Origin of the sequence: Haloferax sp. Atlit-12N, from assembly GCF_003383095.1 — an archaeon.
In the GTDB taxonomy this organism is placed as follows: domain Archaea; phylum Halobacteriota; class Halobacteria; order Halobacteriales; family Haloferacaceae; genus Haloferax.
In genome coordinates, this window is the sequence record NZ_PSYW01000002.1 from 462,647 (window position 1) to 484,964 (window position 22,318).

The 22,318-nt window shown below is 67.3% G+C and carries 23 protein-coding genes; 12 read left to right on the plus strand and 11 right to left on the minus strand.

Features of this window, described 5'->3' with window-relative positions; all coding sequences use genetic code 11:
* Nucleotides 1–38: 38 nt before the first annotated feature.
* The 3 genes from C5B90_RS10685 (at nucleotide 39) to C5B90_RS10695 (ending at nucleotide 1,898) form a co-directional block, all read left to right on the plus strand.
* Nucleotides 39–872, plus strand: a complete 834-nt coding sequence (locus C5B90_RS10685; RefSeq protein WP_058566854.1) for an amino acid ABC transporter permease — start codon at nucleotides 39–41, stop codon at nucleotides 870–872.
* Nucleotides 869–1,597 (plus strand): amino acid ABC transporter ATP-binding protein, encoded by a 729-nt coding sequence (locus C5B90_RS10690; RefSeq protein ID WP_115881359.1) that lies wholly within the window; start codon nucleotides 869–871, stop codon nucleotides 1,595–1,597. Before C5B90_RS10685 ends, C5B90_RS10690 begins: the two co-directional genes overlap by 4 nt.
* Before the next feature lie 70 nt (nucleotides 1,598–1,667).
* Nucleotides 1,668–1,898, plus strand: coding sequence for a hypothetical protein (locus C5B90_RS10695; RefSeq protein WP_115881361.1), 231 nt, complete (start codon nucleotides 1,668–1,670; stop codon nucleotides 1,896–1,898).
* 37 nt (nucleotides 1,899–1,935) lie between these two features.
* Here C5B90_RS10695 and C5B90_RS10700 read toward each other — a convergent pair whose 3' ends face one another.
* From C5B90_RS10700 to C5B90_RS10710, 3 genes are all read right to left on the minus strand, one after another.
* Nucleotides 1,936–2,997, minus strand: coding sequence for a zinc-binding dehydrogenase (locus C5B90_RS10700; protein ID WP_115881363.1), 1,062 nt, complete (start codon nucleotides 2,995–2,997; stop codon nucleotides 1,936–1,938).
* 100 nt (nucleotides 2,998–3,097) lie between these two features.
* Nucleotides 3,098–4,567: a replication factor C large subunit gene (locus C5B90_RS10705; RefSeq protein ID WP_115881364.1), complete on the minus strand. Its 1,470-nt coding sequence runs from the start codon at nucleotides 4,565–4,567 to the stop codon at nucleotides 3,098–3,100.
* Between the two features lie 113 nt (nucleotides 4,568–4,680).
* On the minus strand, nucleotides 4,681–5,073 hold the full coding sequence (locus tag C5B90_RS10710; protein ID WP_058566849.1) for a hypothetical protein: 393 nt from the start codon (nucleotides 5,071–5,073) through the stop codon (nucleotides 4,681–4,683).
* Between the two features lie 205 nt (nucleotides 5,074–5,278).
* Here C5B90_RS10710 and C5B90_RS10715 point away from each other — a divergent pair, with 205 nt between their 5' ends.
* Nucleotides 5,279–5,917: a GNAT family N-acetyltransferase gene (locus C5B90_RS10715; protein WP_115881366.1), complete on the plus strand. Its 639-nt coding sequence runs from the start codon at nucleotides 5,279–5,281 to the stop codon at nucleotides 5,915–5,917.
* Complete coding sequence (locus C5B90_RS10720) at nucleotides 5,914–6,561, plus strand: GNAT family N-acetyltransferase (protein WP_115881368.1); 648 nt, start codon at nucleotides 5,914–5,916, stop codon at nucleotides 6,559–6,561. Before C5B90_RS10715 ends, C5B90_RS10720 begins: the two co-directional genes overlap by 4 nt.
* 8 nt (nucleotides 6,562–6,569) lie before the next feature.
* Here the strand turns inward: C5B90_RS10720 and C5B90_RS10725 are convergent, their stop codons facing one another.
* Nucleotides 6,570–7,757, minus strand: coding sequence for an amidohydrolase family protein (locus tag C5B90_RS10725; protein ID WP_115882490.1), 1,188 nt, complete (start codon nucleotides 7,755–7,757; stop codon nucleotides 6,570–6,572).
* Between the two features lie 171 nt (nucleotides 7,758–7,928).
* Between C5B90_RS10725 and C5B90_RS10730 the strand changes: the two genes are divergently transcribed.
* Complete coding sequence (locus tag C5B90_RS10730) at nucleotides 7,929–8,510, plus strand: transporter (RefSeq protein WP_115881370.1); 582 nt, start codon at nucleotides 7,929–7,931, stop codon at nucleotides 8,508–8,510.
* 68 nt (nucleotides 8,511–8,578) lie between these two features.
* Here the strand turns inward: C5B90_RS10730 and C5B90_RS10735 are convergent, their stop codons facing one another.
* Both C5B90_RS10735 and C5B90_RS10740 read right to left on the minus strand, forming a co-directional pair.
* The gene (locus C5B90_RS10735; RefSeq protein WP_115881372.1) at nucleotides 8,579–9,151 is read right to left on the minus strand and encodes a GNAT family N-acetyltransferase; all 573 of its coding nucleotides are present in this window, start codon (nucleotides 9,149–9,151) and stop codon (nucleotides 8,579–8,581) included.
* Between the two features lie 78 nt (nucleotides 9,152–9,229).
* A complete protein-coding gene (locus tag C5B90_RS10740; protein WP_115881374.1) occupies nucleotides 9,230–9,877 on the minus strand; it encodes a metal-dependent hydrolase in 648 nt (215 codons plus the stop codon).
* Nucleotides 9,878–10,017: 140 nt separating this feature from the next.
* Here C5B90_RS10740 and C5B90_RS10745 point away from each other — a divergent pair, with 140 nt between their 5' ends.
* Together C5B90_RS10745 and C5B90_RS10750 are read left to right on the plus strand one after the other, a co-directional pair.
* Nucleotides 10,018–10,725, plus strand: coding sequence for a helix-turn-helix domain-containing protein (locus tag C5B90_RS10745; RefSeq protein ID WP_004975230.1), 708 nt, complete (start codon nucleotides 10,018–10,020; stop codon nucleotides 10,723–10,725).
* A 132-nt stretch (nucleotides 10,726–10,857) separates the two neighbouring features.
* Nucleotides 10,858–11,160, plus strand: a complete 303-nt coding sequence (locus C5B90_RS10750) for a hypothetical protein (protein ID WP_115881376.1) — start codon at nucleotides 10,858–10,860, stop codon at nucleotides 11,158–11,160.
* 54 nt (nucleotides 11,161–11,214) lie between these two features.
* Here the strand turns inward: C5B90_RS10750 and hmgB are convergent, their stop codons facing one another.
* Both hmgB and C5B90_RS10760 read right to left on the minus strand, forming a co-directional pair.
* Nucleotides 11,215–12,552: a hydroxymethylglutaryl-CoA synthase gene (hmgB, locus tag C5B90_RS10755; protein WP_115881378.1), complete on the minus strand. Its 1,338-nt coding sequence runs from the start codon at nucleotides 12,550–12,552 to the stop codon at nucleotides 11,215–11,217.
* Between the two features lie 79 nt (nucleotides 12,553–12,631).
* A complete protein-coding gene (locus C5B90_RS10760) occupies nucleotides 12,632–14,524 on the minus strand; it encodes a type IV pilin (RefSeq protein ID WP_115881380.1) in 1,893 nt (630 codons plus the stop codon).
* A 77-nt stretch (nucleotides 14,525–14,601) separates the two neighbouring features.
* On the opposite strand from C5B90_RS10760, the gene C5B90_RS10765 reads away from it, so the two are divergent.
* Nucleotides 14,602–16,233, plus strand: coding sequence for an Ig-like domain-containing protein (locus C5B90_RS10765; protein ID WP_115881382.1), 1,632 nt, complete (start codon nucleotides 14,602–14,604; stop codon nucleotides 16,231–16,233).
* Nucleotides 16,234–16,335: 102 nt separating this feature from the next.
* On the opposite strand, the gene C5B90_RS10770 is transcribed toward C5B90_RS10765, so the two are convergent.
* The 3 genes from C5B90_RS10770 to C5B90_RS10780 form a co-directional block, all read right to left on the minus strand.
* Nucleotides 16,336–16,923 (minus strand): DUF2150 family protein, encoded by a 588-nt coding sequence (locus tag C5B90_RS10770; RefSeq protein ID WP_115881384.1) that lies wholly within the window; start codon nucleotides 16,921–16,923, stop codon nucleotides 16,336–16,338.
* Nucleotides 16,924–17,063: 140 nt separating this feature from the next.
* The gene (locus tag C5B90_RS10775) at nucleotides 17,064–17,912 is read right to left on the minus strand and encodes a TatD family hydrolase (RefSeq protein ID WP_115881386.1); all 849 of its coding nucleotides are present in this window, start codon (nucleotides 17,910–17,912) and stop codon (nucleotides 17,064–17,066) included.
* Between the two features lie 101 nt (nucleotides 17,913–18,013).
* The gene (locus C5B90_RS10780) at nucleotides 18,014–18,490 is read right to left on the minus strand and encodes an NYN domain-containing protein (RefSeq protein WP_008095553.1); all 477 of its coding nucleotides are present in this window, start codon (nucleotides 18,488–18,490) and stop codon (nucleotides 18,014–18,016) included.
* A gap of 195 nt (nucleotides 18,491–18,685) precedes the next feature.
* On the opposite strand from C5B90_RS10780, the gene C5B90_RS10785 reads away from it, so the two are divergent.
* The 3 genes from C5B90_RS10785 to C5B90_RS10795 all read left to right on the plus strand — a co-directional run bounded on the left by C5B90_RS10785 (nucleotide 18,686) and on the right by C5B90_RS10795 (nucleotide 22,305).
* On the plus strand, nucleotides 18,686–20,251 hold the full coding sequence (locus C5B90_RS10785; RefSeq protein ID WP_115881388.1) for a S8 family serine peptidase: 1,566 nt from the start codon (nucleotides 18,686–18,688) through the stop codon (nucleotides 20,249–20,251).
* Nucleotides 20,252–20,419: 168 nt separating this feature from the next.
* Complete coding sequence (locus C5B90_RS10790; RefSeq protein ID WP_115881390.1) at nucleotides 20,420–21,715, plus strand: RimK family alpha-L-glutamate ligase; 1,296 nt, start codon at nucleotides 20,420–20,422, stop codon at nucleotides 21,713–21,715.
* A gap of 338 nt (nucleotides 21,716–22,053) precedes the next feature.
* On the plus strand, nucleotides 22,054–22,305 hold the full coding sequence (locus tag C5B90_RS10795) for a hypothetical protein (protein WP_115881392.1): 252 nt from the start codon (nucleotides 22,054–22,056) through the stop codon (nucleotides 22,303–22,305).
* Nucleotides 22,306–22,318: the final 13 nt, after the last annotated feature.

The following is a 22,318-nucleotide window of genomic DNA, read 5'->3' on the forward strand; positions in this document are numbered from 1 at the left end:
GACGCGTTTTTATCCCACTACTGTGAGAAACACTACCAATGGCTGATTCCTACTCCGAGGGACGCACCGGAGACGGTGAGTACCAAGAGCAGTTTTTGAACGACAAAACGCTCAGACGACTGGGAGCGGCTGTCGCGGGACTGTTCACGCTCGCGGTCGGCGGCTTCATCGCGGCGATTATCTTCACGCAGGTCGATTTCGAACTCTTCGTCGAAATCATCCATCCGCAGTTCGTCAACGCGTTCCTGCGGGTACTCGGTATCGTTCTTCTCGGAAGTCTGTTGTCCGTCACCGCGGGCATCTTCGTCGGCCTCGGTCGGGTGTCGAACACGAGATTCACGAACACCGTCGCGACCGCCTACGTCGAGTTCTTCCGCGGCACGCCGCTTCTGTTCCAGTTGCTCGTCATCTTCGTCGGGATTCCGGCGTTCTGGCCGCCGGGGCAGTTCCCCATCTCCAACTGGCAGTACCCCACGGCCATTATCGGGTTGACGCTCAACCACGCCGCCTACGTCGGCGAGGCCGTCCGCGGCGGCATCGACGCCGTCCCGGAGGGCCAGATGGAGGCCGCCCGTTCGCTCGGGATGTCCTACGTGCAGGGCATGCGCGAGGTCGTCCTCCCGCAGGCGTGGCGCAACGCGCTCGCCGCCATCGGGAACGACCAGGTCATCCTCGTGAAGGACACGTCGCTCCTGACAGTCATCGCCATCCCGGAACTCATCAGCGCGTTCCGCAACGTCAACTCGACCACGTTCGACCCGTGGACGCCGATTATCCTCGTCGCCATCGCCTATCTCATGATTACGATTCCGCTCGGTAAAATCGTCAACCACCTCGAAGCCCGCGCCGACTGGGGAGGTGACCGCCGATGAGTCTCCTCGAGTTCGACGAGGTTGACAAGTACTTCGGCGAGACGCACGTCCTGAAAGACGTCGACCTGAACGTCGAAGAGGGCGAAGTCTGCGTCATCATCGGACCGTCCGGCTCCGGGAAATCGACGCTGCTTCGCTGTGCGAATCGCCTCGAAGAGATTCAGGGCGGCGAGATTCGACTCGAAGGCCAGTCCATCTCCGCGGCCGACGCGGACATCAACCGCCTGCGCCAGCGCATCGGCATGGTGTTCCAGAGCTTCAACCTCTTTCCGCACAAGACGGCGCGGGAGAACGTGACGCTCGCTCCCACGAAGGTGAAGGGGCTCAAGAAAGGAGACGCCGAGCGCCGCGCCGACGAACTGCTCGACCGCGTCGGCCTCGGCGCGCAGTCGAACTCCTATCCGAACCAACTGTCCGGCGGTCAGCAACAGCGCGTCGCCATCGCTCGCGCGCTCGCCATGGACCCCCACGTGATGCTGTTCGACGAGGTTACGAGCGCGCTCGACCCCGAGCTCGTCGGGGAAGTGCTCGACGTGATGCACGACCTCGCCGAGGAGGGGATGACGATGCTCGTCGTCACCCACGAGATGGGCTTCGCCCGCGAGGTCGGCGACCGCATCGTCCTCATGGCCGACGGCAAAGTCGTCGAGGACTCGCCGCCCGAGGTGTTCTTCGAGAACCCGAAGACCGACCGCGGCAAGCAGTTCCTCTCGAAGCTGCTCTGAGCCGGGGTAGCCGGGCACACACCCGAGATTTTCCAACAAGCTTATCCCCCGAAACGCCGCTTGCTGCGGCATGAACTACGCTCCCCGCGAATTCAGTCACGAGCCGCCCGATAGCGAACGCACCAAGGCCGTCCTCTTCTGTCAGACCTGCGGCCGCGCCGCCGGTATCGACGAGTGGCCCGAACGGACGCGCGACGGCCGCGCGGTCCGACTCGACTGCCCGGACTGCGGCGAGGTCGTCTGGCGCGGGCTTGACGACGAGGCGACCGAAGAACGTCGAGCGCCGACGCCGACGCCCTGAGCCGGCACCGAGCGTCCGGACCGACGACAGCCCTGTTTTACGGAACCATCACTTCGACGCCGACGGTGTCGTAGTCGGTCATCGCGGCCAGCCGCTCGGGAACCTCGTCGAGCGAGACGGTCTTCGTCACGAGCGACCCGGGGTCGACCGCGTCCGACGCGAGCAGCGAGAGCAGGTCGTCCGCGCTCGTTGGGGGCATCCCGCGCGCCCCGAGGAACGACACCTCGTGTCTCGTCATCCAGTCGGTCGGCAGCGAGACGTTCCCCTTTTCGGCCTCGGTCGTCAGGCCGACCTGCACGTGCGAGCCCCGCGGCCGGACCGAACGGACCGAGTTCCGGCAGGTCTCCGCGACGCCGAGCGCGTCGAGCGAGACGTGCGCCCCGCCGTCGGTCAGCCCCCGGATGGCTTCGACCGGGTCCTCCGCGGAGCCGTCGACGACGGCGTCAGCACCGAGGTCGGCGGCCGCGTCCAGCGCGGACTCGCGCACGTCGACGGCGACGACGCGCGCACCGAGGACGTTCGCCACCTGAATCGCCGACAGGCCGACGCCGCCGCAGCCGTGGACGGCGACCCACTGGCCGGCGCGGAGCCCGGCGCGGGCGTCGAGAGCGTTGTACGCCGTCATGAACCGACAGCCGAGCGCCGCCACGTCGTTCGGCGAGACGCCTTCGGGGAGTCGAATCGCGTTGTAATCGGCAGAAGGGAGATGCACCAAGTCAGCGAACGCGCCCTGCGCGGACAGTTCGAAGCCGAGCGCGTGCGGGTGGTCGCCCGTGCAGACGTTGCCGTGGCCGGTCTGGCAGTAGCCGCACGAACCGCAGGCGAGGTTGAACGGCAAGGCGACGCGGTCGCCCTCGCGAATCGTCCGGACGCGGTCGCCCACCTCGACGACGCGACCGGCGGGCTCGTGGCCGAGAATCTGTCCGGACGGAACCGCGTCGTCGGCCCACTCGCCGTGGCCCATCCACGAGTGCCAGTCGCTCCGGCAGATGCCGCAGGCCTCGACTTCGACGACGACGCCGTCGGGGTCACACGTCGGGTCGGGGACTTCGGTCACGTCGAGCGGTTCACCGTGTTCGCGGAGGACTGCGGCTCTCATACGCGCGGTTCGTCGGGCGGCCCCAAAAAGCTCCGCGTGGCGTCAATCCCGGGCGGCGGGAAACCGGTGGGAACCGCGGAAACGTGGCGGAGGGTCCCGTTCAGAAGAAGTCGTCGAGGCCGGACTGCCCGTCGTCGGTCGAGGTGTCGGCGTCGTCGCTCTCGGCCGACTCGTCGGCGTCGCGGTCGAGCACGTCGCCCGAGCCGTCGTCTGCTCCGTTACCATCGTCGCCGTCGGCCGCGGCGTCGCCCTCGACGGACACGCCTTCCATGCCGGCGAACGCGCCGCCAGCGTGTTCTTCGACCAGTTCCTCGCGGAGTTCGCCGGCGTCCTCGACGATGGACTGGACCTTGTTCGTCGTCTCGCCGCTCCCGGTGACAAAGGAGACGTGCGACTCGTCGAACTCGTAGTAGGCAGCCATGGCGACAGTCAGTTCGCGGGGCTTGCAGTGGTGGGTGATAGCCGAGAGGTACGGCAGGACCTCGCGGCGGGCGGTCGCCATGCTGAAGCCGCCCTGTTCCGCGATTTTCTGGACGACGGTGTCGCGGGTCTTGTCGCGGGTCGAGCGGTAGGGCGCGCCGCCGTAGCGGGTCCACCCGCCGCGGGTCCGGTCGCGGGAGGCCGCGACGCCGGCGGCGAGGTTGTCGGTCGCGTAGCGCCAGTAGGAGTAGTTCTGCGTGGCGCGCACGCGGCCGAGCCAGCGGTCGGCGTTGGCGAGGAAGTCGTAGGCGCGGGCGAGTTCGTCGGGTTCGTAGACCAGCGAGACCTTGTCTTCGACCCACTTCGTGAGGTCGTCGGGCGTCTCGTCCACGTCGTAAGCGGTGTACAGCGCGTCCTGTGCGGACTCCTCTTTGAGGACGGCGTCGAGGAACTCGAACAGGCCGACCGAGCGGTCGCGGTCGCCCATGACCACGTCTTCTTCGGTGATTTTCTCGCGCCCCTCGGCGATGGCCTGCAGGTCGTTGACGGCCGAGCGCAGGTCGCCGCTGTTCATCTCGGCGATGCGGTCGAGCGCGTCGGACTCGAACTCCAGACCCTCCTTGCGGCAGATGTCGCGGAGGACGGGAACGATAGAACGGGCGGACACGTCTCGGAACTCGATTTCCTGACAGGCGTTCCGAAGCCCGCGGCTCATGTCGTAGAACTCGTTGGCGATGAGGACGATGGGCTGGCTCGACGACTTGACGAGGCGGGTGACCGCGCTGGCCCCGCCGCGGTCGTAGTTGCCGTGGATGTTGTCGGCCTCGTCGAGGATGACTAACTGCCGGGTGGACGTGCCCGCGGAGGAACCGGCGAGCGTCGCGTTCTTCGCGGCGCGGCCGGCGAAGCGTTCGATGACGTCGCCGGTCCGCTGGTCCGACGCGTTCAACTCGACCGTCTCCCAGCCCATGTCGGCGGCGAGCGCGTGGGCCGCGGAGGTCTTTCCGATGCCCGGGCTCCCGTGGACGACGACCGCCTCCCGGTGGTCGTCCCACGTCTTGGCCCACTCCGCGAGGGCGTCGCGGGCCTTGTTGTTGCCGCGGACCTCGGAGAGCGTCGATGGGCGGTACTTCTCCGTCCAGTCTACCATTACCGGATGGAGGACCGAGGCGCGTTTAGTGGTTGCGGAGCGCCGCGCGCCGGCCGGGCGCGCCACCGGAAGCGCACGGAGTCTCGGGGCGACTCACCGACGGAGACACCGACTCACCACGCCGCCCGCCGCGCCCGGTTCCGGGCGTCGACGAGCGACCAGCCGAGCGCCGCGAGCGTGACGAGGCAGACGACGAACAGCCCCACGACGACGCCGACTCGCCCGACACCCGCGTAGTAACCGGCGCTGTCGATGACGCCGGCGAAAAGCAGGCCGAAGGCGACGAGACTGAGCGGCCGCGCCCACAGTTGGCTCCGGACGAGTCCCACGCCCGTCGCCAGAAGCGACACGCCGGTCAGTCCGCCCAACACGAGCGACGCGAACAGCGCGAACGGGTCGGTCCGCGGTTCCATGACCGGCCCGCGCTCGACGGTCAACACCCAGATGACGAGCGTCACGGCTCCCATGACGAGCGCATAGCCGCCTACTGTTCGCTCCCAGTCCATCTCGTCTCACCTCGTTCCCGTCCTCGCTAGACGCACCCCGGCGACAAATACGCATCTCCACGTTCACGCGAGGGAGAAGGTGCGTACGGCCGGAACGTGTCTGAGTCCGACCGGTCTGCGAACCGCGAGGGAACGGGGATGTTCCGTGTTGTCTAATGTCAATATTCAGAAAACTTATTAGCGCTCTCCGAGTGGATTCCGTTCCATGTTCCCCGATGAAATCGTGACCCCGCGACTCAGGCTCCGTGCCTTGTCGCGGGAGGTCGTCGACCCGTTGGACGCATACGAACACTTCGCCGCCTCGCGGTCGGACACCATCGAGGAAGAGACCGAGTTCGTCACGTGGGGCCCCCACGAGACGCCCAAGGAGACGCTGGACTTCCTCGAACAGGCCGAAGAAGGCTACGAGTCCGCGGAAAACGCCATCTACGCTGTCTTCCCCCGGGACGGTGAGGCCGGGGCGGGCGAGTTCGCCGGCACCGCCGGCTTCAACCCCGAGTGGGACAAGCGCCGGGCGGTCTTCGGCATGTGGCTCCGCAAGGAGTTCTGGGGCCGCGGCTACTCGGGCGAGCGCGCGGCCGCGTTCTTCGCCGCGGTCTTCGACGTGTTCGACCTCGACGTTGCGCTCGCGTACGCCATGCCCGAAAACGAGGCGTCGTGTCGAGCAATCGAGAAGTACACCGACCGATTCGGCGGGCAGGAAGACGGCCTGTTTCCCAACGAGACTGTCGACGCCGACGGGACGCCGCGCGACGTTCGCGGTTGGTCCGTGACCCGCGAACAGTGGGAAGCCGCGACCGGTGGCGACTACGACGCCGAGTTCCGCTGGGAGGGCCGCAAGTGAGCAACCTCTTCCCGGCGGTCGTCGAGACGCCGCGGCTCCGACTGGTTTCCCGCCGCCCGAAGCACGTCGGCGTCCACGAGGCCTACGACCTCTGTTCGGCCCCCGAGATGGACGACGTGACCCGGTACATGCCGTGGTCGCGCCACGAGACGCCGAAGGTGACGAAGGACTTTCTCGACCGCGGGGAGTCGAGTTGGACCGACGCGGAGAGCGCCGACTACGCGATTATCCCGCGCGAGGGAGAGGACGGCGCGGGCGAGATTGCCGGGTTCGGCGGCCTCCACACGGAGTGGGACCGCCGCGTCGGAGAACTCGGCCTGTGGCTCCGCCCGCGCTACTGGGGTCGCGGCTACTCGGGCGAGCGTGCTTCGGCGCTCGCGGCGCTCGCATTCGACGCGTTCGATCTCGAAGTCGTCGCGGTGTCGCACGTCGCAGCGAACGAGAAGTCCCAGCGCGCTATCGAGAAGTACATGGCGGCGCTCGGCGGCGGCCTCGACGGCCGCGAGCCAAACAGCATCGTCATCGACGACGAGCCGGCGGACGAACTCCGCTACAGCGTCTCCCGCGAGAACTGGCTGGCGACGACCGGTGGCGACTACGACGCCGAGTTCCGCTGGGACCTCGACCCCGCCGACGTTCGCTGAGCAGTCACTTATTCTCCGCCGGAAACCGCACCGGGGACCGCGCCGGCGACGACGCGGCCGCCTTTCAGGACCGCCGTCGGGTCGTTCAGCACCGTCAGGTCCGAAAGCGGGTCGTCGTCGAAGACGAGCAGGTCGGCGTACGCGCCGGGTTCGACGACGCCGCAGTCGTCCAGCCCCACCGCGTCGGCGGCCGTCTCGGTCATCGCCCGGATGGCGTCCAGCGGCTCCATGGCGTGTTGCGCCATGAACTGCACCTCGGAGGCGTTGCCGCCGTGGACGTTGAACGGCGTGCCGGCGTCGGTGCCGCCGGCGATTCGGACGCCGGCCTCGGCGGCCAGTTTGAACGACTCGATGTGGCGGTCGTAGACGAACTCGGTCTTCGTCACGTCCTCTTTCGTCGCGGCCTCGGTGTTGCGGACGATGTGGTACGGCGCGGAGAGCGTCGGCACGAGCGTCGCGTCGCGCTCCAAAAACAGGTCGATTGCCTCGTCGTCGAGAAACGTCCCGTGTTCGACCGTGTCGACGCCGGCCCGGATGGCGGCTTTCACGCCCTCGCCGCCGTGGGCGTGGGTCGCGGTGTGGACGCCCCGGCGGTGCGCCTCGTCGACGAGCGCGTGGAGTTCCTCTTCGGTGAACGCCACCGCGCTGGGGTCGCTGCCGGGCGTCGTCACCCCACCGGTCGTCATGAACTTGATGAAGTCGGCACCCAGTTTCACCTGCTCTCTGACCGCCTTTCGCGCCTCGGTCGGCCCGTCTATCTCGCGACCCATGTGGTGGCCGTGGCCGCCGGTGATGGTTATCGACCGGCAGTTGGCGACCGTCCGCGGACCGGGCACGTCCCCGGCGTCGATGGCGCGCTTCAGCGCCACGTCGATGTCGCGCGCGCCCATCACGCGAGCGCCCGTGACGCCCGCTTCGAGCGTCTTCCGAGCGTTTCGCGCCTCGACCAGCGTGAGTTCGGCGTCCGACATGCCGACCACGTCCTCGACGCTTCGCTCGCCCGACAAGGAGAAATGGATGTGCGCGTCCACCAGTCCGGGCGTGACCGTCTTGCCGGCGAGGTCGGCGACCCGCTCGTCCCCGCGGGGGTCGAGGTCGCCGACGGCCTCGATTCGCCCCGTCTCGGCGTCGGTTCGAACGTCCGTCTCCTCGACGACGCGGTCGCCACGAATCACCCGCGCGCCCCGTAGTAACATGCCCATCGCTATCGCACGACGAGACTTGAACGTGACCCTCCGGCATTCGGCGACCGTCGGGCGGTCGCTGGACGCGTCGCCATCAGCACGTATCGACAGCACGTACCGCGAGACGCCCTCTCACGGCGGCCACGAGACATTTACGTGAGAACAACAATCGCTTCCGACACGATGTCAACGACACCTGAATCGACCCGCGATTCCACACCATCGACGCTTCGGTCGCTCGGCAGCGGCGGCGTCGCCGGTCTCGGGGCGGCTCTCTTCGGCTACCTCGTGACCTACCTCCTCACCTCCTCGACCATCGAGAACTCGACGGCCAGCCAAGTGCTCGAAGCCCTCGGCTCCGACATCTCGACGTGGAAGGTCGTCGGCTGGGTGTTCATGAGCGCCCACGGCGTGACGACGACGTTCCCCGGCCTGTTCGGGACGACCTCGTCCACGAATCTCATCGAGGGAATCGAGGCGTTCTCACCGGTGCTCTACGTCGTGCCCGTGGTCGCGCTCCTCGCAGCGGGCGCGCTCGCGACAGTCGTCAGCGGCGCGTCCTCGTCGCGGGCGGGCGCGCTGGCCGGCGCGGGAACCACCGTCGGCTACCTCGTCTTCGCGCTCGCGGGTATCGCGCTGTTCTCCGTCTCCCTCGGCGAGTCAGCTATCAGCCCCGACCCGGTCACGTCCGCGCTCCTCGCAGGCGTCGCGTACCCCGCCGTTCTCGGAACCGTCGGCGGCCTCGCGGCCGCAGCACTCCGGTAGTCGTCGGCGTCCGCCCGCTCGGTTTTCGGGTCTCGGTCTCGTTTTCCGGTTCCTCGCGTTTCCCGACCTCAGAGGTCGCGAGAGACGAGTTCCCCCCAGTGGTCGAAGCCGTAGCGGTCGTAGAACGCCCGCGCCCGGTCGTTCGCTTCGTCCACGTCGAGGACGATTCGGTCGAGGGGGAGGTCCTGCGAGCGCGCGTGGTCCAACACGGCCTCCATGAGTTCGTCGGCGACGCCCGTCCCGCGGTAGTCGGCGTCGAGGAATAACTCGTTGAGAACGGCGGCGTCCCAGATGAACGTCATCCCCTCGGGGAGCGCGAAGGCGTAGCCGACGAGACGAGCGTTGCCGCCGTCGTCACCGTCATCGTCGTCGCTATCGATGCCGCCATCACTGTCCCCGTCGCCCGACACCGCCTCGGCGACGACGACGCACCCGGTGTCGTCGGTCGCGCAGCGCTCGACCCACGAGAGGTAGCGCTCGCGATAGTCGTCGGTGAGCTTCGCCTCGTACTTGGACAGTTTGTCGTCGCCGCCGGTCCCCTCGCCGATACCGAGTTCGAACCCGCGTTTCAGCTCCCAGAACGCGGCCGCATCGCCCGGTTCGTAGGGTCGCACCTCGACGCCGTCGGGTGTCTCGCTCATGGACGCGGATGCGTCGCCATCGGTTATGAACGCTCGGAGTCGCGAGCCGCGGCCGCTCCCCCGTCTCGTTCCGACGACTCACTCCGCCCGCCCGCGCAGGCGCTCCGAGAAGAGTCGGCCGCCGACCACGCCCGCGCCGAGCACGATGAGCATCAGTTCCGTCCCCGACGAGGCTAGTGGGGCGACCCGCTCGACGTTCTCGGGTTCCGCGCCCGGCGAGGGGTCGACGACGGTGCTGTAGTGGAGCGTCTCCGTCGTCGGCGGTGGCGACGACGCCGGCTGTAGCTCGACGAACGTCTGGACGAACCCGCGCGTGCTCGACCACTCGGCGTGCCCGTTAATCGAGTAGAACGCGTCGTGAAGCGGATAGAAGGCGTTGACGCCGTTGGTGAACAGGTCGGGGAAGATGCCGCCACAGAGGAGCGCGGCGACGCCGACCCACGCGACGACGACGCCGCGGGTTCCCCACCGACCACGAATCACGGAGCGTTCGGGGTCCCGTACTTGGGTGTCGTAGGCAATGACCGCGACGAGAGCGAGCGGGAGCAACAGCGTGTGCAGGAGCGCGCGATGGCTCCCGGGCAGGAGCGTGCTGGTGAACGAGTCGAGGTCGGGGACCGCGGCGGCGACGAGCGCGACGCCGACCGAGCGGGCGTCGAACCAGCGACCGAGGAGGGCGGCACCGACGAGTCCGCCGACCGCGACGTGGACGAGGGTCGATGGCATACCGCGTAGTGGTCGGGCGACGACCTTCAGGGTTCCCACGGGGTTCGTCAGGCGACGACTACCACTTTCGACATCCTTTTGCGGCACACTCACGCACGTTGTCGCATGACTCACTCCTCGGTTGGACCGAGGTGTTCGCGATGACCGCGGCACCGCGCGACGACCTCGCCCGCCGCATCGCGGGCGAGATTACCCTCTCGGACGACCCCGGCGCGACGCTCCGGAAGTGGCGGACCGACTTCGACATCTCCCAGACGGCGCTCGCCGAGCAGTTGGACGTGTCGTCGTCAGTCGTCTCCGACTACGAGAGCGGTCGCCGCGAGAGCCCCGGCATCGGCGTCATCCGCCGGATGGTCGAGGCGCTTCTCGATATCGACGAAGCCCGCGGCGGCAGTCGCATCCGGCAGTACGCCCGCGTTCTCTCGGCCGGCTTCGAGAGCGACATCGTCCAGGACCTCCGAGAGTATCCCACGTCGATTCCGCTGGACAGCTTCTACGACGCCATCGGCGCGACGCCCATCGTCGACGGCGACCAAGACCGCATCAGCGGCCACACCGTCATCAACAGCATTCAGGCCATCACGCGGCTCTCCTCGGAGGAGTTCTACCGGCTCTACGGCCAGTCCACGAGTCGGGCGCTCGTCTTCACTGGCGTCACCCGCGGCGAGTCGCCGCTGGTCGCCATGCGCGTCGTCACGCCGACGCCGAACGCGGTCGTCCTCCACGGCCTCTCGGAGGACGAACTCTGGGAGCACGCGCCCGCGCTCGCAACCATCGATGGCTTCGCCCTCGCCGTGACCGACCGCGACTTAGACGAGATGCTCGAAGACCTGCGGAAACTCCCCTGAACTCGCCGCAGTCATCCGTTTTTCGGCCCCTCCGATTCGGTTTCGTTCCGTTCGGTCCCGTTCGATTCGAATTTACAGAGTGTCCGCCTGAGGGCGAAAAAAGCCGAAGGGCGACCGCGACGATGTCCGCCTATGGACATTCGCGACCTCCAATCGCATCTGGAAACGGCGTTCGAGTACCCGGTCACGACCGAGCGCGTGCTCGAACGCGCCGGCGACATCGAGGTGGCCGCGCCGAACGTCGACGACGCGGAGACCGTCGAAACCATCCTCGACCCGCTCGGCACCGAGACCTACGAGTCGGCCGCCGACCTGTACAACACGATACTCGGAAGCGTGAGCGACGACTACATCGGCAGAAAATTCTACGACGATCGGGGCGCGGACCCGGCGGACTCGTGGTCGATACTCCCCGAACAGGCCCGTTCGTTCTGACGACCCAGCGCGAACGCAGGCGCTCGCCCGTCGCTCGGCCGTGCGGTCGGTCTGTTATTCGACGTATTCGTAGCGGCGCTCGTTCATCCGACCCCAGCCCGTGAAGACGAACTCGGCTTCGGGTTGGGTGAACTCCTCGACCTCGATTTCCTTTTCGTGGTTGTGCACGTCGTGGATGAGCTCGTAGTCGTCGAAGGAGATCTCGGTGCGGGCCGCGAGCTGGTCGTCCACGTCCACGGCCTCGATTTCGTCGAGCCACGTCTCTTGGACCGTCTCGGCGTGAATCTCGGCCTGCGCGCCGGAGCCGTACGACCCGACGAGGAGCTGCTTGCCGGTCATGTCCTTCCCCTCGTCGGCGGCGGCGATGAGCGCCGATAGCCGGGCGATGTGGACCGAGCCGGTGTACCAGTTGCCGACGCGGCTGGAGATGTCGAGCGTCGGCTCGATGACGCGGCCGTACCAGTCGCGGTACTGTTCGGTCGTCTTCAGTTCGTCCATGTAGCCGCGGATGGCCTCCTCGTAGTCGTCCCACGTCTCGAAGTCCTTCTCGCGGGGCTGCCGACCGATTTCGGCTTCGAGGTCGTCTTCGATGTCGGTGTCGCGGGTCATGTGACGGAAGCCGAGGAGTGCCGCCTTCCGAACCATGCCGGGGAACGGCGTGTGGAACGGGATGTACTCGAAGAGGTCGGGGTGGGTGCGGCCCGCGACGCTCTCGTAGTCTTCGAGCGCCTCGCGCATGCGGGCGAGGTACACCTGCATGGAGCGCTTGCCGTCCACGGAGGGGAACTGCTGGTTCGGCTTGAGGAAGTCCGTCTCGTCCATGCTGCCGTACCCCTGCTCGGTCGAGAGTTCGACGAGGTCCGGGTCCTCGTCGATGAGCATCGCGACCGCGCCCGCGCCCTGTGTCGCCTCGCCGGGGTCGCCGCGCTCGTAGAGGGCGGTGTCGGTGGCGATGACGAGCGCCGCGCGGCCGCGGTTGCGTCCCGCCTTAATCCAGTTGTAGGCGTCGTCGAGGCTCTGAGTGCCCGCGATACAGGCGAACTTGCGCTCGCCTTTGTTGGCGTGGCGGAAGTCGCCGTCGTACACCTGTTCGAGACAGCCCGCGATGTACGTCGACACCGGCTTGGAGTTGTCGAACGCGGACTCGGTCGCCACGTCGATGCGGCCGATGTCCGCGGGCGTGAGGCCCTTTCGGTCCATCAGTTGCTTGGCGGCGTTCGCACCCATCGTGACGATGTCCTCGTACACGTCCGGGAACGACGACGTGTGGAGACCGAGACCCTTCGTGTACTTCTCCGGGTCTTCGCCCTTCACCGGCGCGAAGGTGTTGGGGAGGTCTAACACGAGTTTGCCCGTCCAAATCTCCATGGCGTCGATGCCGACGGAAGTCATGGTCGATGCTACAGAACCGAGGGATAAGGTTTTGTCGATGGTGAGTTACGTCGGTTGTCGAAGAATCGGATGAGAGCGGTCAGGCGTTCTTGTCGCCCGCGATATCCGAGATGACGTATCGGTCGACCACGATACCATCGTCGTCCACGACGCGGACCTCGATGTCGTAGGTGTTCCCGGTCCCGTAGGTTTCGGTGTATTCGAGGTTGTTCTCGCTCGTCGCGGTACTTCGGACGACGCCGCTGGCCTGCGGTTGCTGGCGGTTGCGGAAGTACACCTCAACTTCGGCGAACTCGTTCGTCTCGACCACTTCGTAGTCAATTCTGTAGCGAACCTGATTCTGATTCGTATTCGATCTATCTGACACCGACACCGAGTCGAGCGCGGGGCTTCCCGCGCGGGAGAGGCCGTCGTTTCCGGACGGGTCGGTCCAGTCCGCGTCGTCGGTCACGATGCGTTCGTCGACGACGACGCCGTCGGCGTCAAGCAACTGAAGCCGGATGTGGTAGGACATCCCGAGCGTCCCGCCGTTGTCCTCGGCGGCGAAGTCGTCGATGGTGTTCCGCGGGTCCGTGCTCTCGTAGATTCCCTCGGCGTACGAGTCGTCCACGTTCGAGACCCACAGCCTGACGCGGTCGAACTCCGCCCGGTCGGTGACGTTGTACGAGGCCTCGTAGTCGGCCTGCGTCATGCTCAGGTCGTCGATGAGTGTCCCCTTGAACGACGGGCTAGACGCCCGCGTCAGGTCGTCGTTTCCGGCGGGGTCGACGCCGTCGGCAACGTCCGAGATGACGCGGCGGTCGACGAGCACGCCGTCCTCGTCGAAGACGCGGATGACCGCCTCGTAGTCGTCGCCTTCGGTCCCGTCGTACGCCGAGTAGCCCGCGATGGTCCCGCGGGGTGCGGTTCCGCTGAGTTCTGCGGTGGCCGAGGGCGCGTCGAGGTTGTCGAACTCGACGCGAATCTCCGAGAGGTTCGACGTGTTCGTGACGTTGTAGTTCAGTTCGTACGTCGCGCCCTCCTGCGTCAGGTCGATGAGTGCGGCACCGCGAATCTTCGGGTCGTTCGACTCGGGGAGTCCCGTGTTCGCGTCGGGGTTGTCGCCGTCGGCAACGTCGGAGATGGTCCGCGAGTCGAGGACGTTGCCCCCCGCGTCCAGCGCCGCCACCGTGATTCGGTAGCGGTCGCCGACGCCAGCGCCGATGTCGTAGGTCGCGAAGCTGCGGGCGTTCGTCTCGGTGACCGTCTGGGTCGCCCACGACGAATCGAGGTTCTCGAAGGTCACGCGGACGCGGTCGAAGTCCGGACCCGCGGTCACGTCGTAGTCCACGCGGTAGCCGGCACCGCCGGAGTTGGTCGTCCGGTCTTCCACGTGCACCCCGTTGATGGCGGTCGATTCCGGGGGCGTCGAAGTGGTCGTGGCCGTGGTCGTCGTTGCGGTCGTCGGAGTTGCCGTCGCCGTGGACGTGGTGGTCGCTGGCGGACTCGTCGTCGTCGGTCGCGGCGTCGGCGCGGGGCCCGGCGTCTCCGTGACCGCGCCGAGCGTCCGCTCCGCGCGGTGGATGACGGTGTTACTCGGTTCGTGGATGACCAACACGAGATACGGATCGCTCCCGTCGAATCCGACGGGGGCGGTCGGTCGCCAGCTATCGCCCGGACCGAACTGCGACTCGCTTGTCGTCGCTCGGCGGTTGATGTCGCCGTCGGTCCCGAGCGAGTACCGGGTCGTCGTGTCCTCGCTTCGCGTGACGACGGCCACGTCGCCGGCGCGGAGGGTGTCGCCGGCGCGGTGCGCGAGCGTCAGGTTCGACCCGTCGACGGTCACGTCGAGTTCCACTAGCGGAGCGTCGTCTCGGTAGTCGTCGACAGCGGCGAGCGCGGCGACGCCGCCGACCGTGACGACCACGACGACGAGGCCTAACAGGAGAATCATCCCGACCGTCTCGCTCTGCGCGCGCGAAGCGACCTGCACGACTGAACGCAGGCGGGTACGATATAAAAACGTACGCGGCAACAGACCTTTATCAGTCCGACCAGTTGACCACCCCAATGGAACTCCTCGACAGCGAACGGGGGCAGGCGGTTCAGGTCGGCGCGATCCTCCTGTTCGGCTTCCTCGTCATCGGCCTGTCGCTCTACCAGGCGACGGTCGTTCCCCAGCAGACGAAGGCGACGGAGTTCGGGGCCTATCTGGACGCCTCGGACGACCTCGTGTCGCTCCACAACGACGTGCTCGCGACCGCGACGAGGGGAGTTCAGTCTGGGGTCACGGTCCAGACCGGCGTCCAGTACCGCCCGCGCGTCGTCTTCATCAACCCCGGCCCGCCGACGGGGAGTCTCACGCTCACGGACTCGCGGGACATCACTATCGCCGGTGCCGACGCCGTCGACGGCGAACCCGAGGCAGTCCGGACGCTCTGGGACGGCGGAACCCGGACCTACGAGAGCAAGGTCCTGCGCTACTCGCCGGACTACAACGAGTTCGACGGCACGCCGATCACAGTCTCCGGCGCGGCGGTCCAGCGCGAGGCCGGCGCGAACGTGGTCCCGCTCGGCGGCCAGACACTCGTCTCGGGGAACCGAATCACCGCCGTCTCCATCGACGGACGAATCGGCCAGACGGCGGCCCGAACCCCGCTGACCGTCGCGCCCATCTCGTCGGCCACGCGGACGGTGACCGTGACGAACGAGTCCGACGAAGATATCACCTTGACCCTCCCAGTCGGGTCGAACGCGACGGCGTGGAGTCGGTCGCCGACCGCCGACCGGATGCTGGAGAACGCCCGTGTGAAAGCCGTCTCCGACCTCGGCGACGGTGCGGACCCGACCAACAGCCTCGTCCGCGTCACCCTGAACGGCTCGTACACCTACGAACTCCGGCTCGCCAAGGTCGAACTGTCGTCCTCGTCGGCCGCCTCGACGGTCGCCAGCCCCGACGGGCAGTATCTCGTCCCGGTCACGACGGGAGCGGCCGCCGCGCCTGACAAGTCGACCGAAGTCGTCGTCGAAGCGCGCGACCGCTACAACAACCCCGTCGAAGGCGAACTCATCAACTTCACCGTTACCGAAGGCGACGCGTCACCGACCAGCAGGACCGTCACGACGACCGACGATGGCCGCGCCGGGTTCGCGTTCACGCCCGCCGCCGACGCGGACGGGCCGATAACCGTCCGCGCGTCGGGCGACCTCGACGGCGACGGGACGGTCGAGGCAATCGAGCAGACGACCTACACCGTTCCGCTGGTCAACGGGAGCGGCAGTGGCGGCGGAACGGGCGCGGGAGACGACGGGTCGACGGGAGAAATCAACCCGCCGCAGGAGGACCAAGACGTCATCCTAACGGGGGCGACCGCCACGAACGGAAACGACGCCGCTCGCATCTCCCTCAACAACACCGGAACGGAGCGCGTCGTGACGAGTTTCCGCGTCTCGTTTTACTACCCCGACCAGGGCGGTAACGGCGCCGAGACCGCGTCGTTCAACGGTTCGCCAGCTCAGAACGTGGGGGCTGATCAGTACACGCTTGGCCCGGACCGAGTCACGCTCCCGTCGGACGCGACGACGGACATCACCATCGACTTCGCGGCGAACAAGAACCTCGACACACGTGGCGACTTCTTCATCCTCACCGTCCAGTTCGATGACGGCGAGTTCGCGACGTACTTCGTCGCGGTCCCGTAGCCGGGGCTCGCGGTCGGAACGACGGGTGGTTCGGTGCCGGGGCGACTCCGGCGCTCTCGGCGGTCGAAAAGCGAGACAAAAACAGCGTGAGAGAGGCCGGGTTCAGTCTTCTTCTTCGACGACTTCGGGCTCCGAAAGGCCGCTCTGGAGGCTGTCGAGACCGTTGACCCACTCGGTGACGAGCCCGAATTCGAGTTCGTCGAGAACCTCGATGTCGAGTTCCTCGCCGTCGATGACGCGGGAGCCGACCTGGACGATGTAGCCGAGCGCGCTGTCGAGGTCGTCGGCGGCCTCGGCGTCCGCGGCGGCGCGGATGTAGGCGTCCATGTCGTCTTCGAGTTCGGCGGGGCCGGCGACGATGAACTCCTCGGCGGCGAAGAAGGCGCACGAGAGGCTCGTCTGGACGCTTCCGATGAGGATTTCGGCCTCCTCGTTCTCCGACTCGAACTCGGGTTCGGCCATGACGATGTCGTGGACGGTCGAAAGCTCGTCAAGTGCTTCCTCTTCGCCCAGCGTGTCGTCGTCGTAGGCGGTCAGAATCTTGGCGATGGCGATGGCCGCGTCGTTCTGGATGTTCATCAGGAGACGGCCGGTCTCCTCGCTTTCGAGGTCCAGGTCCTCTTCTTCGACGCGCGTCAACCAGTTCTGCCAGCGTTCCGGCGAGTAGTATCGTTCCTCGGCCTCGGTCATACCTACAACCTCCCGTGCCGGACTCAAATGCCTTTCTTATCCTGCTTGTGACCGTGTGAGACGACGACGTGGGAGAAGACGGCGCGATTCGACTCGTGCGTCGGTCTCGGCGGTTAGCTCGTCTCCCTGCCTGTCGGTCCCTATCGGTCGAGCGTCGCCTCGGTGTCGACGCCGTAGACCAGCGCGGGCGTCTCGACGTGGGCGTTCCTGACGGCGTCCTCGCGCCCCTCGTCGAGGAGCCAATCGACGCGCCGGGGGACGGTCTTCGGCCCCATCACCGCGCCGGGGCGGTCGGGGTCGTCGATGAAGTCGGTCTCCATGAGGAACGGGTCGCCCCGCTCGGCGGCGTCTTCGAGGCGGTCCTTGTCGCTCATGACGCTCGGCGTGCCGCCGGTCAGGTGGCCCTGCGCGTAGTGTTTGACCACGCGCTCGCCGGGCACGCCGCGCTCGTCGGCCCACTCGGCCACGTCCGAGAGGTCGGTCGTCGACTCCGTGTGGAGTTGGAGCGCGCAGTCGCAGTCCGCCGCGAGGTCGAGGCCGTGTCTGAGGACGGCGTTCGAGGCCTCCCAGACGGCGTCCGTGACCTCGTAGTGCGGGCGGCCGGACTTGAGCGCGAGCGCGTCGCCCTCGCGGACGAACTCGGCGGCGGTCTCGAGGCCAGCGCACATCAGGTCGCGGGCGGCCTCGGGGTCGTAGCCGCGGTCGTCGACGAGTTTCGAGACGAGACCGGGGTGGACGCCGAGGACCGGCCACGCGCGCCCGGGGAGTAGCTCTGAGGCCTCGCGGACAACCTCGACCGTCGTCTCGAACACCGGGCGGAAGTCCTCGCCCGTCTCGACCTCGTGGCCGAGGAGCCACGAGGGCTTGTTGACGACGAGGAGGTGCGTGCCGCCGCTCCGGGCGAAATCTTTCACCGCCTCCAGACCGCGCCCGTGGTCCGGGTCGAGGTGGAGGTGGTTGTCCACGACCGGCGTGTCGAACTCCTGCATGGGCGAGTGGTCGGTCGGGGGAGGAAAAAGCGAACCGTTCGCGGTCGAGTTGGGTCAGGGGCAGTCGGGTCGTATCGGAGTCGAACGGGCCGTCTCCCGACTCAGTCGCCGCCGTCGGCGAGTTCGTCGAGCGTCATCGCGTGGGTCGCCGCGTTCTGGAGCGCGTCCGAGCGGCCGTAGCTCCCCGGCGCGATGGCGACCGTCCGCAGGCCGTAGGCGTTGGCCGTCTCCAAGGCGGGCTTGAAATCGGTGTCCCGCGAGGCGACCGCGATGACGTCGGCGCGGTCCTCGACGGCGTAGCGCGTGAGGTCGACCGCGAGTTTCACGTCGACGTCGCCGCTCGTGACGATGACCTCGAAGCCGCGCGCCTCGGCCGCCTGAATCAGTCCCGGCGTGGCGTGCTCGTCGAGGTAGAGTCGCGCCGCGCTCAACTGTCCGCCGAGGGAGCGAGCCGCCGCCCGGATGTCGTCTAAGTCCACGTCGAACTCGTCGCGGAGGACGTTCGGCCCGTCCACGAAGAGCGCCACTCGGCCCGACGGGAGCCCGTCGGGACCGACCAACCGCCGCAGGAGGTCCATACACCACCTCACCCGGTTTCGGGTTTATAAATTTCGAGGGAGGAGCGACCGAAGCAGGAACGACGATTCGGGAATCTATCGAGGATTTATTTTGGTTTACGAGTTTGTTCCGAATCCCCTTTGAAGAACAGGCTGAAATTGAAATTTCAGTCAAGCTAACAAATATTGCCACGGTCTCCCGAGACATGTGTGCCCATGGCAGGCACACCGAACTTCGACAGACGAACCTTCCTGAAGCTCGCCGCGGCCGCCGGGTTGACCGGCGCGGCAGGCGTGACCACCGCGACGCCCGGTCGGTCCCCCGGCCCGAAGAAAGAAGAGATTCTCGTCGGCGTCTCGAAGACGGCTGACAGCCCGCGAAAGGCCGTCGAGAAGCACGTCCCCGGAAACGCGACGGTCGTCCACGAGAACAAGACCCTCAGTTACGTGGCCGTCAAGTTCCCGTCGGTCGCCGCCGACCGCGCCCGCGAGAACTTCATCTCGGCCGTCACGAAGCGCGACGAGGTGAAGTACGCGGAGAAGAACGTCACCCATCAGGCGCTCTATACGACGAACGACCCGCAGTACGGCAGTCAGTACGCGCCACAGCAGGTGAACGCCGACACCGCGTGGGACACCACGCTCGGCAGTTCCGACGTGACCGTCGCCGTGGTCGACCAGGGGGTCAAGTACGACCACCCCGACCTCTCGGCGCAGTTCGGCTCCGACAAGGGCCAGGACTTCGTCGACGCGGACGGTGACCCGTACCCGGACGTGCTCGCCGACGAATATCACGGAACCCACGTCGCCGGCATCGCCGCCGGCTCCACCGACAACAACGAGGGCATCGGCGGCATCAGCGACTCGTCGCTCCTCTCGGGGCGCGCGCTCTCCGAGTCCGGGAGCGGTTCGACGAGCGACATCGCCGACGCCATCGAGTGGGCCGCAGACCAAGGTGCGGACGTCATCAACCTCTCGCTCGGCGGGGGCGGCTACACGTCCACGATGAAAAACGCCGTGTCGTACGCGACCCAGCAGGGGAGCCTCGTCGTCGCCGCCGCCGGCAACGACGGGAGTGGGAGCGTCTCGTACCCCGCCGCCTACAGCGAGTGCGTCGCGGTCTCCGCGCTCGACCCCGACGAGACGCTGGCGTCGTACTCCAACTACGGCACCGACATCGACCTCGCCGCACCAGGGACAAACGTGCTGTCGTGCTGGACGACAGACACCGAGTACAAGGAGATATCCGGCACGTCGATGGCGACGCCGGTCGTCTCGGGGGTCGCCGGGCTCACACTCGCCGTCTACGACCTCTCGCCGGCCGACCTGCGAAACCAACTCAAGAACACCGCGGTTGACATCGGCCTCTCGGAGAACGAACAGGGCGCAGGTCGCGTCGACGCCGCGAACGCCGTCACGACCGAGCCGGGAAGCGGCGGCGGCGGTGGCGGTGGTGGCGGCGACTCGACCACCTCGACCATCGACGACTCGCTGTCGTCGTCGGCCGACTCCGACTGCTGGAGCTACGCGTGGGAGTACGACTCGCCGTCGCAGGTCGTCGTCGACCTCAGCGGCCCGGCGAGCGCCGACTTCGACCTCTACGTCAACGAGGGCTCGGGGACGTGTCCCACGACCGGGTCGTACGACTACCGGTCGTGGACCACGGACAGCGAAGAGCAGATAGTCGTCGACAACCCCGACACGTCGGCCGACCTCTCGGTGCTGGTCGACAGCTACTCCGGGAGCGGGAGTTACACCGTGACCGTCACCGAAACGGAGTAACGGGAACCTCGACCGCCCGCGAGGCCGCCTCGCGAGCGAACCGATAGCCGACTTCATGAGCAGGTGACCGCCGCGCCCGCGCGCACCCACAACGCGTCGCGCGGCGTCACATTCCAATTCTGCGGGACCTCGCGATGCGCTGATGCGACCGGGGCGCGTACTCCCACTATGGGTGGGGACGAACCGACGGTCACGGTGGGGATTCTGGGATTCCACGACAGCAGGGAGACGAAAGCCATCAGCAACGCGGTCACGGCGCTCGGCCACGAGGCCGTCTGGCTCCACGAGGAAGCCGTCGGCATCGAGGTGTCGCCGTCGGGCGTCACGCTCGACCCCGAGGTCGACGTGGTGGTCAACCGGCTCCTGCTGTCGAAATCGACGACGCCGCTCGAAGACCTCTCTATCGCCAGTTGCTACGCCGCGGTTCGCCCCGTGCTCAACGACCCGCGGAACGTCCTCTTCGCCGTCCACAAGCACGCGACGGCGAGCAGGCTGGCCGCCGCGGGCGTCCCGGTCCCGCACACGTACATGGCCACCGCGGACGCCAAACTGAACGCCGCGCGAGACGGGTTCGGGACGCCGGTCGTCTACAAGACGGCCGTCGGGACCAACGGCGGGGGAACGTGGCTGGTCGACCACGACCGGGCCGTCTCAGCGACCGTCGACGGCCGGCGGGCGTTCATTCAGGAGTACGTCGACGCGGGCGACCACCGCCGCGACCTCAGAGTGTACGTCGTCGACGACGAGGTCGTCGGCGCGATGTACCGCTACGCCCCGGCGGGCGACTGGCGCACGAACGTCGCCCTCGGCGGCGACGTGGAGGACGCCACGGAGGACCTCCCGTCGGAGGCTACGAGAACGGCGCTCCGGGCGACGCAGACGCTCGGCCTCGACTACGCCGGCGTCGACCTCATCGAGAGCGACGACGGCTGGGTCGTCCTCGAAGTCAATCCGACGGCGGGGTTCCGTGGGCTCTTCCGCGCCACCGGACGGTCGCCCGCGGCGGCCATCGCCCGCCTCGCAATCGAGCGCGGCGGCGGGCGCGTCGACCCAGCACTCGTCGAACGGCTCGGGCGCGCGCTCGACGGGACGCCCCCGGCGGACGCTCCGTCGCACGTCCGCGACGAGCGGGTCCCCGTCGTCGGCCACGCGGAGCGCGTGACCGTCACCGGCGTCAGCGGGTCGAAGGAAGTGCTCGCGCGCATCGACACCGCCGCGTCGACGACGCGAATCGCCCCCCGGTTGGCGGCCGACCTCGGTACCGAGCCGCCGGCGTCGGTGGTCGACGACGACGCGCCCCCGCGGGTGGACATCGTGGTCGAACTCGCGGGGGAACGCCGGACCGTGACCGCGGTGCTCGACGAGGACGTGGGTTCGGAGACGCCGCTCCGAATCGGTCGAGACCTGCTCCGCGACTACTACGTCGACGTGCGCCGAGGGGTCCACGGCGACGCGGGCCACTAATCAAGCCGGATATATCAAGCTATTCGGTTAATTGGCTCCACCGCCTAGAACGACTGCGCCCCGTCCCCGATTCGAGAAGCCGTACTTACGCGACACGATTCGTTTCGACGACCCACCTGCGCTCGATAGCGTGGCCGTGTCGCGTCACGTCCCACGCCGGACACAACCCAAGCGCCGGCGCACGGCCGCTGAATCGACCACCGGACGCGGGCCATTCTCCGAAAAACCGACCGACAACGAGCCGACAGTTTCCCGTGGGTAACAATCACGATATAGTTTATAATGATTTACTAAACGCAATGCTGGGTTTTATGTGCCTCATTAACATATAATCGAGTATGTCCCAGACAGCGTCCAGAAATAGCCCAGATACGTTTACAATCGTAAACGAGGTAAACGACCACGGTGCGGCGACGCTCCGCAGCGACAACGGCTCGACGTTCCACGTCACCTCCTACGAGAACAGCAGTTTCCGCGACTACCTCGCGAACCACCACGCCGGCGACCGCGTGCGGATGGACATCGAGCGGGCCGGCGTTCGCGCGAACGTCTGGCAGGTGTCGGCGCTCTACCCCGGCGCTAACGAGTGAGTTCAGACGCGGC